This is a genomic window from Streptomyces sp. NPDC107521 (assembly GCF_055598485.1).
The window spans coordinates 303,939-315,944 of sequence record NZ_JBVKAT010000004.1; the positions used below are offsets into that span (position 1 = coordinate 303,939).

Consider the following 12,006-nt stretch of genomic DNA (forward strand, 5'->3'; position numbering starts at 1 on the left):
CGCTGCGGAGGCGGCAGCCGCCGCGGCGTCAAGTCACCGCCACTCAGCAGGGAGTTCGCTCCGGGCGGGGGTGGCCTTCATGCGGCGCGGCGGCGCACGTCGTCCAGCAGGACGGCCTGCCGCAGGGTGTCCGCGCGCGGGGCGGCCCCGGCGCGGACGGCGGCGACGAACGCGGTGACGGTGGCCGCGACCTGATCGGCCGGCTCCAGCCGGATCTCCTCCGTCTCTCCGCCCCGGTGCAGGCCGATCACGGGAGGGAGATCCGCCGGCGGGGTGAAGGCCCGGTCCACGGTGATCCGGCCTTCGCCGCCCCACAGTTCGTACCGGGAGGCGTACGCGTGCTCCATGCCGAACGTGAGGTGCGCGGTGACCCCGCCGGGTGTGGCCAGCAGCGCGGCACCCGACGTCTCGACCTCCCGCCCGGCGCCCCGGATGAGGCGGGCGCCGACCACGTCGAGATCGTGGCCCAGGAAGTGCAGGGCGGCCCGCAGCGGATAGAGGCCGACGTCCGCCAGCGCGCCGCCGCCCAGCTCGGCGGAGTATCTGATGTCGTCACCGGGGAACGGCGGGACGGCGAACTCCGCCCGCAGTGAGCGCAGTTCGCCGATCCGTCCGTCGGCGACCAGGCGTCGCACCGCCTCGTGCCGGGGATGATGGACGAACATGACGTTCTCCATCAGGGCCACCCCCCGCTTCGCCGCCAGGTCCAGGAGCCGCTCGGTGCTCTCCGGATCCAGGGTCAGGGGCTTCTCGGCCAGGACGTGCTTGCCCGCGTTCAGCGCCGACTCCACCCACGTGGCGTGCAGCGCGGCCGGCAGGGGCACGTACACGGCTTCGATGTCGCCGGCGTCGAGCAGTGCTTCGTACCCCTCGACGGGGCGGCAGCCGAAGCGGCGGCCGATCTGTTCGGCTCTGGCCCGGTCGCGGCTGGCGACCGCGGCGAGCTCCAGACCGGGGGAGGCGGCGAACGCGGGCAGCATCCGCCGCACCGCGATGTCCGCGCAGCCGAGTACCCCGACCCGCACCGGTCCGCTCATCGGGGTGCCACCGTGGTGGCGTTGAGGCAGGCCAGGAGCGTGCGGGCCTGGACGTTGAGATAGTGGCCGTGGCGCACCAGCCAGGTGAGCTGGTCCGGCGTGACCCAGGCGTACCCGGCCGGCGGATCGAACGGGACGTCGTGGTCGTCGGCGTCGACGATCAGATACCGGCTCTCGGCGTTGAGGAACCGGCCGCCCTCCTCCGAGTGCACGGCCTCGTACCGGATGCGGTCCTCCGGCGCCGCGAGCACGGTGTCGAGAAACGGCGGGCGTTCCGCCGCGGGCAGATGGGCGTAGTTGCCGGGCGTGTACTGGACCGTGGGGCCCAGTTCGACTGTGTCGAGGAAGCCGCCCTCGACCCGGGCGTGCACCAGGACATGACGGACGCCCTCGAACGTGCGGGTGAGGAACGCGGTGACACCAAGGCCCACCGGCTCGAACAGCGGCTGGGTCCAGCCGGCGACCTCGCGGTTGCCGGCCTGCACGGCGACCGCGACCACCTTGAAGTACCGGCCCTCCTCGTGTTCGACGGTCATCTCGTCGCGCCGCCAGCCGGGCAGATGGGCCAGCGGTACGCGCTCGGCGTGCACATCGTGCCGGGAGCGCTCGGCGGTGATCCAGGACAGCAGCTGGGCGTCGGGCAGTAGGGCTCCGGCCGCCCTCTCCGGGACGGGCAGACAGGACAGGACCGTACGCGAGTCCATGTTGACGACATTGTCCCGGTGCAGGAGTTCCGCTATCTGCCCGAGGGTGAGCCAGCAGAAGTCGTCGAGAAGCGGCACCTCGTCGTCCGTCAGTACGATCATGTTCCGGTTGGACTTGTGGAAGAACCACGAACCGTGCTCGGACTGCAGGACGTCCGCGACGACCCGGCCGCGGCCCGGACCGACGAAGTGCTCCAGGTACTTCACGTCCGCGCCCTTGTGGACCTTGGTGTAGTTGCTGCGGGTGGCCTGCACCGTCGGGGACAGCTGAAGCAGGTTCGGGTTGCCGGGCTCCATCTTCGCCTGCATCAGGAAGTGCAGGACGCCGTCGAACTCCTTGCCGAGAATGCCCAGGATGCCGACCTCGGGCTGCTTGATGATGGGCTGGTGCCATTCGGCGTGCGGACCGTCACCGAACGGCGCGCCCCGCTCGGTGACGTGCAGTCCCTCGACCGTGAAGAAGCGTCCGCTGCGGTGTCCGAGGTTGCCGGTGGTGTCGTGGAACGACCAGCCCTCCAGACCGGCGAAGGGAATGCGGTCCACGCGGAAGGTGTTGGCACGCCCTCGCTCGGCGAGCCAGTCGGCGAAGCCGGCGGTCGCCAGGTGGACGCCCCGGGTGGTGGCGGCCGACAGCGCGAGCCGGTCCGCCAGCAGCTTCGCGTCCTCGCGCGGCTGAAGGGTGAGTGGCGGCATCAGAGAACTCCCTGTGTTCGATGTGGTGATGGATGAGCCATGTCTGATGTCGCGACCTGTGGCTCGGATGCCGGCCCGATGCGGCGGCTCCCCGGTCAGACGTACATGGATGCCGAGAAGTCGCCGAGGACCCGCCGGTAGTAGTCGGGCCCGAAGCCCATCCGCGCGACCTGCGGAACCAGGACGCGCAGCTTCTCGGTGGAGATGACGTGCTGGCGGACGCCCGTGTCGTGGTACTCCCTGCGCGCCCTGAGCCCCATGGACTTCGCGAGATGGTCGACGATGTCCTCGACCGGCACCGCGAAGCCCGACGCCACGTTGACCGTCTCGGCCCGCAGCTCCGTGGCGAGCAGGTGGTCGACGACGGTGATGACGTCGCCCACGTCGATCAGGTCGCGGGCCGCGCCCCGGTGCACGCGGACCACGCCCTCGCGCAACTGCCGCACCAGCGTGGGCAGCAGCTGGTGCCCGGGCTGGTGCGCGCCGACCAGATGGCCCAGCCGGAGGATGACATGGTCGGTGCCGGTGCCGCGCAGCAGTTCCTCCAGGGCGAGTTTGTGCGCGCCGTAGGGGGTGCACGGCGTCACCGGGACGTCCTCCCTGCCGGGTCCCTCGGCGAGCCCGTACATACCGGTCGCGGCGGTGGAGAAGAACAGCAGTCGCCGCCCCTCGGCCGAGCACTGCTTCGCGACCTCGCCCACGAGCGCCGCCTCGCGGGCGAAGTCGGCGTCCGAGGTGCCGCTCGCCCAGGACACCCCCGCCGCCAGGGCGACGGTGTCCGGATGCCGGTCGGCCAGCGGGCGCAGGTTCCGCGCCAGGAAGCCGGTTCCCACGATGTCCATACGTCGTTGTCCCGATCTGTGGAGGGTAGGAGAGCCGTTCAGCTCAGCCGCGCGCGGCCACGAACTCCTTGATCGAGGCGGTGACGTAGTCCAGCATCTCGTCGGTGAGCGCCGGGTAGACCCCGATCCAGAAGGTGTGCTCGGTGATGAGGTCACTGTTGGTCAGCTCGCCGACGATCCGGTGCGGCTGGTCGATGTAGGCCGGGTGGCGGGTCAGGTTGCCCGCGAACAGCCGGCGGGTGCCGATCCTGCGCTCCTCCAGGAAGTCCACCAGTTCGGCGCGGCGGAACGGCGCCTCGGGGTCCACGGTGATCACGAAGCCGAACCAGCTCGGCTCGGAGCGCGGGGTGGGCTCGGGCAGCAGCAGCCCCGGAACGCCGTCCAGGCCCTCTCGCAGCCGCCGCCAGTTGCGCTGCCGGGCCTCGATGAAGGAGTCCAGCTTGGCCAGCTGGGTCAGACCGAGCGCGGCCTGGATGTCGGTCGCCTTCAGGTTGTAACCGACGTGCGAGAAGATGTACTTGTGGTCATAGCCGGCCGGCAGCGTGCCCATCTGGTACTTGAACCGTTTCAGGCACCGGTCGTTCTCGCCCGGCTCGCACCAGCAGTCCCGGCCCCAGTCCCGCAGCGACTCCACGACCCGGGCCAGTGCGAGATTGGACGTCAGGACGCAGCCGCCCTCGCCCATGGTGAGGTGGTGGGCCGGATAGAAGCTGACGGTCGTCATGTCGCCGAAGGTGCCGGTGAGCTTGCCGTCGTACAGCGAGCCGACCGCGTCACAGTTGTCCTCGATGAGAAACAGGTCGTGTTGCTCGGCCAGTTGGGCGATCTCCGTGACCTCGAAGGGGTTGCCGAGCGCGTGGGCGATGATGATGGCCCGCGTCTTCGGGCCGATCGCCGCCGCCACCCGGTCGGCGGTCGCGTTGTACGTGGTGAGGTCCACGTCCACGAAGACCGGGACCAGGCCGTTCTGCAGGATCGGGTTGACGGTGGTCGGGAAGCCCGCGGCGACGGTGATGATCTCGTCGCCCGGCTTCAGCCGCCGGTCCTCCAGGGTGTGCGAGGTGAGGGCCGACACCGCCAGCAGATTGGCCGACGAACCCGAGTTCGTCAGATGGGCCTTACGGCGCTTGAGGCGCCGGGCGAAGGCCGACTCGAACTTGCGCGAGCTGATCCCGGCGGCGATGCGCATCTCCAGTGCCGCCTCCACCAGTGCCGCCCGGTCGTTCTCGTCCAGGACGGCGCCGGACGGCCAGATCTCGGTCGTACCGGGGACGAATTCCCGGGCAGGGGAGGTCTCCCGGTGGTACGCGCGGACGCCGTCGAGGAGCATGTCCTTGCGGTCGCTCATGATCGATTCCTTTCTTCGGCCGGTGCGTCGGCCGTGATCCCGAGTGGTGTGCCGGGCAGGGGGTGTCCCGGCGGCAGTACGGAGGCGAGCAGCTCGTGCAGGGAGTCGTCGAGGCCGCGGAGCGGGCGCCAGCCGAGCAGGCGCCGCGCACGGGAGACGTCCAGGCACTGCCGTGCGACATCGGTGCGCGAGCCCGGTCCCTCGGTGGCCTCGGCCACCGGGAGGTCGAGGCCGCTGAGTGCGATCATCCGGTGGATCAGCTCACGCATGGGTACCGCGGTGCCGCGGCCCACGTTGATGACCTCACCGGCCACGTCCGCCGCCGGCGCGGCGATCGCGGCCAGCACCGCCGCGGTGGCGTCGCGGGCGTCCACCAGATCGCGGGCCGCGCGCAGCGCGGGCAGCCGCAGTTCGGCGGCCTTCTCGCCGCGCGCGTCGGCCCGGGCGGCCGCCCCGAGGTGCGCCGCGACCCGCCCGAAGAGACTGCCTTCGGGCACCCCGGCGCCGATCACGTTGGCGAGCCGCAGCACCACCCCGTCCACCCCCCGCTCCCGGGCGCGCAGCACGGCCCGCGTGCCCTGGAGCTTGGTGCGGCCGTACGGGGTGACCGGCGCGGGTTCGTGCCCCTCGCCGGTGGCGGCGTCCGGGGCACCCGCCCCGTACTCGTGGACCGTGCCGAGCTGGACGAGGCGTGCCGGCGGACCGGGCAGCGCCGTGAGCGCGGTGAGGACCCGCTCGACCAGTTCGGCGTTGCCCGCGGCCATCTGCGCCTCGTCGGCCTGCCAGGCCCGGCCGGCCGCGTTGACGACGACGTCGGCCCCGGCCGCCGCGAGGACCGCGGCGATCTCCCGCGGCGACGCCGTCACCAGATCCAGGCCGACGGCGGACACACCGGGTGCGACGGCCGGCGCGGAGAGTGCCGACGCGCCGCGGGAGACCACATGTACCCGGGCGCCTTCCGCGGCGCACGCCGCGCCGATGCGGCGGCCCAGGAACCCCGTGCCGCCGAGGACCACGACCGAGAGGCCGGCCATCGGCCGGTGCTCAGAGCGCATGGCTCGTTCCGTGCTTCACGGCCTTCCACCAGTCGGGGTTGTCCCGGTACCAGGCGACCGTGTCGGCGAGGCCCTTCTCGAAGCTGGTCCAGGGGGCGTAGCCGAGCTCCTCATGGATCTTCGACTCGTCGATGGAGTAGCGCAGGTCGTGCGCCTTGCGGTCCGCGACGCGGCGGATCATCTCCTCGCCCGTGCCGGTCAGCTCCAGCAGGCGCTCGGTCAGGGCGAGGTTGCTGTACTCGTTGCCGCCGCCGATGTTGTAGATCTCGCCCGCCCGGCCCCCGTTGAGCACCAGATGGATGCCACGGCAGTGGTCGTCGACGTGCAGCCACTCGCGGACGTTGCGGCCGTCGCCGTACAGCGGGACCGGGCGGCCCTCCAGGAGGTTGGTGACGAAGAGCGGGATGACCTTCTCGGGGTGCTGGTAGGGCCCGTAGTTGTTGGAGCAGCGGGTGATCGAGAGGTCCACGCCGTGGGTGCGCCAGTAGGCCCGCGCGACCAGATCCGAGCTGGCCTTCGAGGCGGCGTAGGGGGAGTTGGGCAGCAGCGGCCACTCCTCCGTCCACGATCCCTTCTCGATCGAGCCGTACACCTCGTCCGTGGAGACGTGCACGACCCGTTCGATGCCGCTCTCCAGCACCGCGTCGAGCAGGGTCTGGGTGCCCAGGACGTTCGTACGGAAGAACTCGCCCGCGCCCTGCAGGGAGCGGTCGACGTGCGACTCGGCCGCGAAGTGGACCACCGCGTCGTGGCCGGGCACCAGTTCGCGCAGCAGGTCGCGGTCGCACACGTCGCCGCGGACGAACACCAGCCGCTCGTGCGAGGTGGGCAGGTTCTCCCGGTTCCCCGCGTAGGTCAGCTTGTCCAGGGCGGTGACCTGGGCGCCCTCCCAGCCGGTGTACTGGTCGGCCAGCAGGCTGCGCACGAAGTGCGAGCCGATGAAGCCGGCCGCTCCGGTGACCAGGATCCTCATGCCGCGACCTCCACTCGGGTGTGATCTCCGACGACCAGGCAGTGATGGCCCGTGCCCGGGTCGGTGGTGCCGATGGACGCGGCGCGCCCGATCAGCGAGTCGCGCAGCCCGCGCACGCCGGTGACCGATGCCTCGTCCAGCGCGATGGAGCCCTCAAGGCGGCTGTCCGTCACGGTGCAGTCGCGCCCGATGGAGGTGTACGGGCCCACCTGGCTGTCCTGGAGGACCGTGCCCGCGCCGATGAGCGCCGGACCCTCGATCCGCGACCGCACGACGCGCGCCCCCGCCTCGATCACGACCCGGCCCACGAGCACGCTGTCGGCGTCGACCTGTCCGTCGACACGCGGGATCAGACCGTCGAGGAGGTGGTTGTTGCACTCCAGGACGTCCTCGACCCTCCCGGTGTCCTTCCAGTAGCCGTCGTAGAGGCTGGCGCGCACGTCCGCGCCGGAGGTGACCAGCCACTGGATGGCGTCGGTGATCTCCAGTTCGCCGCGGCCGCTGGGCGTGATGGCCGCCACCGCCTCATGGATGGCGGCGGTGAAGAAGTAGACCCCGATCAGGGCCATGTCGCTGCGCGGCTGCGTCGGCTTCTCCACCAGACGCAGTACCTCCCCGTCGGGGCCGAGTTCGGCGACGCCGAAGGAGCGCGGGTCGGGGACCTTGTGCACGACGACCTGGGCGGCCGGGCGCTGCCGGGTGAACTCCTCGGCGATCTCGGTGACCCCGTCGGGCAGCATGTTGTCGCCGAGGTACATCACGAAGTCGTCGTCGCCGAGGAAGCCGCGGGCGACGGACACGGTGTGGGCCAGTCCGCGCGGCGCGTCCTGGGGGATGTAGGTGATGCGCACACCGAGCCGGGCGCCGTCGCCGAGCACGGCCTCGATCTCGGGGCCGCGGTTGCCGACGATGACGCCGACCTCGGTCACCCCCAGCTCCCGGACGCTGTTCAGCACATGCACCAGCACGGGCGTGTTGGCGATGGGGATCAGTTGTTTGGGCATCGAATAGCTGAAAGGCCGCAGGCGGGTTCCAGATCCGCCGGCGAGCACCAGAGCCTTCATCGAGAGGTCCTCTCGGTTCGTGTGTTCATGCCGGTCCGAGCGCGTCGATCACGCTCGCGGGCGAGGGCATGGCGGCGATCTCCCGGGAGAGTTCGCGGGCCCGCGCGCCGTAGGTTTCCTTGGACAGCAGTTCCCGACAGGAGTCCGCGATCGTGTCGGCGGTGTCCTCGCCGGGCAGCAGCGTGATCGCGGCCCCGTGGTCGGCGACGCGACGGGCCGGATTCTCCAGCACGGCGCCCCGCGGGACGAGCAGTTGGGGTACACCGGCGTTCAGCCCGGTCAGGGTGCTGACACCGCCCCCGTGGTGCACCAGCACGTCGCAGGTGGGTGCCACCACGTCGAGCGGCACCCAGCCGGCCCGGATGCCCGGCACGTCTTCGTGCAGGGCGTCGGCGACCCCGTCGGGTACCGCGACGATCAGCTCGACGTCCCACGCGGCGAAATCCTTGGCGAGGCCGCGCAGGAACTCGAAGTTCTTGTCGTAACTCTCCTTGGCGACCCGGCTCCCGGACGTCACGAGGACGCGCCGGCGCTCGCCCCGGCTGTACATCCAGGGCTCGAGCAGTCGCTGGGCGTTGGCCGGGACATACCGCATCGGCCGGGCCGGGGCGGCGTCGGCCGGCCGCAGACTCGGCGGGCAGATGTCCACGAACACATCGGGGTCGGGCAACCGGTCGAGGCCGAACTCGGCTAGTTCCGAGCGGAGTTCTGCATCCGCACCCGGATGGATGCCGTCGGCCTCGATGGCGTCCCAGGTCTGGCGCACATGCGGCACGCCGAGGTGCAGCGCGAGCAGCGGGGCGACGTAGCTCATCGTGCCGCCGACGATCAGCTCGGGCCGCCAGGCGCGGCCGAACTCCAGCATCCGCGGGAGGCTGGATGCGGCCATGCGGGCGAACCAGCGCCCGGTGAAGAGCGCCTGCTCGACCGGGTCGGAGGGGATCTCCTCGGGGTTGCCCGCGCGGTCCGTGGTGATGAAGTGCCGGATCGGCAGATCGGTGGTCGCGATGCCGGCCAGACCCGAGGCGGTGATCACCGGGACCATGTCGTCGTTCGCGGCCATGACGACCTGATGGCCCGCGTTGCGGGCGGCGGTGGCCAGCGGGGCCAGGGCGAAGACCGTCGCCGGGCTGCCCGCCGCCACGAAGAGCATTCTCACGCTGTTCCCGCCTTGCTGAACCGGGGCAGGAGACCTGCCCGTACGGCCTCGGCCAGGGACGGCGCCTTCGCGTCCTTGTCCGAGATGAGGGCTGTCTCCGGGCAGTTCCACGGCAGGGCGAGATCGGGATCGAGCGGGTTGATGTCGATCTGGGTGCCCGGCACGTACGCGGTGGAGACGACGTAGCAGATGCAGGCGTCGTCGCTGAGCGCGAGGAAGCCGTGGCCCACGCCCTCGGGGACGTAGACGGACCTGCCGGAGTCCGCGTCGAGCTCGTTGACCTGATGCTCGCCGAAGGTCGGGGAGCCGATCCGCAGGTCCACCACGATGTCGCGCAGTTCACCGCGGACACAGGTGACGTACTTGGCCTGCCCGGGGGGTATGCGCACGCTGTGGATGCCGCGCAGGGTGTGCCGTCTCGACACGGAGTAGTTGATCTGCCGGGGCCGGAAGGCGACTCCGGTCACGCTCTCCAGCAGGTCGCTGCGCAGGGACTCGTAGAACGCCCCGCGCTCGTCCGGAATCTGGTCGGGCGTGATCAGGTAGGTCCCGGGGATGGTCATTTCCTCAATGTGCACGACACGCTCGCCTCTCTCTGTTCGGTGGCTGCTCGCGTCCGTCGCTCCAGATCGGCGGCCACGTCGGCGGGGGACGGCATCACGGCCATCTCCGCGCCCAGTCGGCGGGCCGACCCGGCGTAGCGCGGGTCGGACAGCAACGCGTCCAGGGCCCGGCCGACGAGCCGCGCGTCGTCCTGCTGCGCCGGGGTCTCGAAGGCCAGTGCGGCACCGGCCGCGGTGAGCCGGTCGGCCAGCGGGAAGTGGTCCGCCAACTGCGGCAGCACCAGCTGCGGGAGCCCGAACGCGGTGGCGGTCATCGCCGTCCCGGCGCCGCCGTGGTGGACCATCGCGTCGCAGCTCCCGAGGAACAGGTGCAGGGGCAGCGGGTCGACGACCGTCACGTTCCACGGCAGCGGCCCGACCCCCGCGCGGTACGGCTGCGGCAGCGTGACGAGGAGGTCGGTGTCACGACGGGCGGCGAGGGCGTGCAGCAGGCCGCGGATGAAGGGCTCGCCGTGCAGGGCGGGTGTGTTGCCGAGCGAGACGGCGATCCGTCGCCGCCCGGTCCCCGGGCCGGGGCCCGCCCGCACCCAGGCCGGCGTCTCCGCGCCCCCGCTGTAGGGCACGTACCTGATCGGCATGCCCGCCTCGCCGTCCGGTGCCCGCAGGCCCGGCGGGCACGGGTCGAGCAGTACGGTGGGGTCCGGCAGAGCGGCTGGGTCCGGCGGCCCGGCCGGTCCGGGGCGCTCCGCCCGCGCCGGGACGTCGGCGCGCACGAAGCGCCGGGCTGGGCCGGAGATCGCGTCCACCGTCCACCGGTGGTGCACCACCGGCACACCCAGCCGGGCGCCGATGAGCAGGGAGCAGTACTCCAGCGGGTCGGCGACGATCAGGTCGGGTCCGTAGTCGTCGGCGAGGGCACTGTAGTGGCCGAGGTGGGCGGTGGCGTGGGCCCACCACAGCCTGCCGTACCCGCCGAGCAGCTCGGGCGCCGGCCGGGGCCGGGCCTGCAGGGGCCGCTGGTCCGCGGGCAGGTTCCGCAGCAGCATGGCGTCGACGCCGAACGGCTTGCCCACCTCGACGCCGGTGAGCCCGGAGGCCCGGACAGCGCCCAGCACATCGGGCTGGCAGAACACCGCCACCTCGTGGCCGGCCGACCGCAGCGCCCACAGCAGGGGCACCAGAGGCAGGTAGTGGGACGGTACAGGGGTGGTGATCACCAGTACGCGCATCTGACGGACAGTCCTTTCCGGCCCCTGCGGGCGCGGTCAGCGGTGCTCGGCGGTCAGGCGCTCCAGCAGGGGCACGATGTCCTTCGGTGCGGGCGCGGCGAGCATCTCGTCGTACAGACGGCGGGCGCCGAGGGAGAACGACGGCTCCTGGAGCAGCCGCACGAGCTGCTTGTGCAGTCCGGCCACGTCCAGAGCCTCGGGGTCGGCGACCAGACCCGCCCCCATGTCCTCGACGTACCGGGCGGTGACCATCTCGTCCCACATCGGCAGTGGCACCACGAGCTGGGGTACCCGGAAGTTGACGGCGGCGGCGAACGTGCCGCCCCCGCCGTGGTGGATGACCGCCGAACTGGTCGGCAGGACCTGACCGAGCGGCACGTACTCGACCGCACGGACGTTGTCGGGCAGGGTGCCGACCGCGGCGAGCTGCTCGCTGTTGAGGGTGGCGACGACCTCGACGTCCAGTGCGGACACCGAGTCGAAGAACTCGCGCATGGGGAAGCCGCTGTACTTGCCGAACAGTTTGCGCCGGCTCACCCCGAGGGTGAGCACCACGCGCGGACGTTCCGGCTGGTGGTGCAGCCAGGCGGGGAGGGAGGCCGCGCCGGTGTAGGGGACCCGCCGTACGGGGACGTGCGTGAGGTCGAGCGGCAGCCGCATCCTGGACTGGGTCAGGTCCACGGTCCACTGGCCGAGCAGCATCTCGTCGCTGAACTCCAGTCCGTACTGCTCCAGGATCGGGCCGTACCAGCCCGCCCACGGGTGCTCGGTCAACTCGCCGCCGGGCCGGGCCAGCTCCCGCTTGGTCCGCTCATGGATCAGGGCGATGTTGTCCGTGCCCCAGACCAGTCGCGCATGCGCGGCGCCGGTGACCCTCGCGGCCACGGGCGCGGGGAACATCAGCGGGTCCCACAGCACCAGATCGGGCTGCCAGGCGCGGGCGAAGTCGACCAGATTGTCCAGCACGGGCCTGCGGCCGCCCGGCTCCGAGGGCTCGGGGTAGTGCATCCGGAACATGCCGGTGAGGATCGCGCGTGCCGTGCGCCAGCCCTGCGACTCCTCCGGTTCGAACGCGTCGAAGGCGAGCGAGGGGCGGTTCGGCTTGTTTTCCCCGGTGTTCTTGCTCAGGGCCTCCGGCAGTTCCTCCGGCGAACCGAGCGGTACGGCCGTGAGCCCGGCCGCGCCTATGTTCGCGATCACCCCCGGGTCCACGACGCCCGCATGGCTCGCCACGACGACCTCGTGCCCGGCGCTCTGCAGCGCCCAGGCCAGCGGCACGACGGGATACAGGTGTGCCGTCGCCGGGAAGATGGTGAACAGGACACGCATCGTGGAAACT

11 protein-coding genes are annotated in these 12,006 nt (G+C 71.5%); all 11 read right to left on the reverse strand.

The features are described from left to right. Nucleotides 1-77: 77 nt before the first annotated feature. Nucleotides 78-1,037 carry a Gfo/Idh/MocA family protein gene (locus ACZ7LB_RS09185; RefSeq protein ID WP_471466499.1) on the reverse strand — a complete coding sequence of 320 codons (960 nt, stop codon included), beginning with the start codon at nt 1,035-1,037 and terminating at the stop codon, nt 78-80. Continuing rightward, on the reverse strand, nt 1,034-2,434 hold the full coding sequence (locus tag ACZ7LB_RS09190) for an NDP-hexose 2,3-dehydratase family protein (protein ID WP_471466501.1): 1,401 nt from the start codon (nt 2,432-2,434) through the stop codon (nt 1,034-1,036). Before ACZ7LB_RS09190 ends, ACZ7LB_RS09185 begins: the two co-directional genes overlap by 4 nt. Before the next feature lie 95 nt (nt 2,435-2,529). Further along, nucleotides 2,530-3,276, reverse strand: coding sequence for an NAD-dependent epimerase/dehydratase family protein (locus tag ACZ7LB_RS09195; RefSeq protein WP_471466502.1), 747 nt, complete (start codon nt 3,274-3,276; stop codon nt 2,530-2,532). Nucleotides 3,277-3,319: 43 nt separating this feature from the next. Continuing rightward, entirely contained in the window at nt 3,320-4,624 is a 1,305-nt protein-coding gene (rfbH, locus tag ACZ7LB_RS09200; RefSeq protein ID WP_471466503.1) for a lipopolysaccharide biosynthesis protein RfbH, read from the reverse strand. Then, nucleotides 4,621-5,679 carry an NAD-dependent epimerase/dehydratase family protein gene (locus ACZ7LB_RS09205; protein WP_471466505.1) on the reverse strand — a complete coding sequence of 353 codons (1,059 nt, stop codon included), beginning with the start codon at nt 5,677-5,679 and terminating at the stop codon, nt 4,621-4,623. The genes rfbH and ACZ7LB_RS09205 overlap by 4 nt, the downstream gene beginning before the upstream one ends. Further along, nucleotides 5,669-6,652 carry a dTDP-glucose 4,6-dehydratase gene (gene rfbB, locus ACZ7LB_RS09210; protein ID WP_471466507.1) on the reverse strand — a complete coding sequence of 328 codons (984 nt, stop codon included), beginning with the start codon at nt 6,650-6,652 and terminating at the stop codon, nt 5,669-5,671. Before rfbB ends, ACZ7LB_RS09205 begins: the two co-directional genes overlap by 11 nt. Further along, a complete protein-coding gene (locus ACZ7LB_RS09215) occupies nt 6,649-7,716 on the reverse strand; it encodes a glucose-1-phosphate thymidylyltransferase (protein ID WP_471466508.1) in 1,068 nt (355 codons plus the stop codon). The genes rfbB and ACZ7LB_RS09215 overlap by 4 nt, the downstream gene beginning before the upstream one ends. Before the next feature lie 25 nt (nt 7,717-7,741). Continuing rightward, nucleotides 7,742-8,869 carry a nucleotide disphospho-sugar-binding domain-containing protein gene (locus ACZ7LB_RS09220; protein WP_471466635.1) on the reverse strand — a complete coding sequence of 376 codons (1,128 nt, stop codon included), beginning with the start codon at nt 8,867-8,869 and terminating at the stop codon, nt 7,742-7,744. Nucleotides 8,870-8,871: 2 nt separating this feature from the next. Then, a complete protein-coding gene (locus ACZ7LB_RS09225; RefSeq protein WP_471466510.1) occupies nt 8,872-9,453 on the reverse strand; it encodes a dTDP-4-dehydrorhamnose 3,5-epimerase family protein in 582 nt (193 codons plus the stop codon). Continuing rightward, complete coding sequence (locus tag ACZ7LB_RS09230; RefSeq protein ID WP_471466511.1) at nt 9,435-10,667, reverse strand: nucleotide disphospho-sugar-binding domain-containing protein; 1,233 nt, start codon at nt 10,665-10,667, stop codon at nt 9,435-9,437. The genes ACZ7LB_RS09225 and ACZ7LB_RS09230 overlap by 19 nt, the downstream gene beginning before the upstream one ends. Before the next feature lie 36 nt (nt 10,668-10,703). After that, nucleotides 10,704-11,996 carry an activator-dependent family glycosyltransferase gene (locus tag ACZ7LB_RS09235; RefSeq protein ID WP_471466513.1) on the reverse strand — a complete coding sequence of 431 codons (1,293 nt, stop codon included), beginning with the start codon at nt 11,994-11,996 and terminating at the stop codon, nt 10,704-10,706. Nucleotides 11,997-12,006 lie beyond the last annotated feature (10 nt).

What these genes read in the sequence shown, in the direction of transcription:
- ACZ7LB_RS09185 (WP_471466499.1), bottom strand. Translation starts at nt 1,037, where the DNA reads ATGAGCGGACCGGTGCGGGTCGGGGTACTCGGCTGCGCGGACATCGCG.
- ACZ7LB_RS09235 (WP_471466513.1), bottom strand. Translation starts at nt 11,996, where the DNA reads ATGCGTGTCCTGTTCACCATCTTCCCGGCGACGGCACACCTGTATCCC.
- ACZ7LB_RS09215 (WP_471466508.1), bottom strand. Translation starts at nt 7,716, where the DNA reads ATGAAGGCTCTGGTGCTCGCCGGCGGATCTGGAACCCGCCTGCGGCCT.
- ACZ7LB_RS09205 (WP_471466505.1), bottom strand. Translation starts at nt 5,679, where the DNA reads ATGCGCTCTGAGCACCGGCCGATGGCCGGCCTCTCGGTCGTGGTCCTC.
- ACZ7LB_RS09195 (WP_471466502.1), bottom strand. Translation starts at nt 3,276, where the DNA reads ATGGACATCGTGGGAACCGGCTTCCTGGCGCGGAACCTGCGCCCGCTG.
- ACZ7LB_RS09190 (WP_471466501.1), bottom strand. Translation starts at nt 2,434, where the DNA reads ATGCCGCCACTCACCCTTCAGCCGCGCGAGGACGCGAAGCTGCTGGCG.
- rfbB (WP_471466507.1), bottom strand. Translation starts at nt 6,652, where the DNA reads ATGAGGATCCTGGTCACCGGAGCGGCCGGCTTCATCGGCTCGCACTTC.
- ACZ7LB_RS09230 (WP_471466511.1), bottom strand. Translation starts at nt 10,667, where the DNA reads ATGCGCGTACTGGTGATCACCACCCCTGTACCGTCCCACTACCTGCCT.
- ACZ7LB_RS09220 (WP_471466635.1), bottom strand. Translation starts at nt 8,869, where the DNA reads ATGCTCTTCGTGGCGGCGGGCAGCCCGGCGACGGTCTTCGCCCTGGCC.
- rfbH (WP_471466503.1), bottom strand. Translation starts at nt 4,624, where the DNA reads ATGAGCGACCGCAAGGACATGCTCCTCGACGGCGTCCGCGCGTACCAC.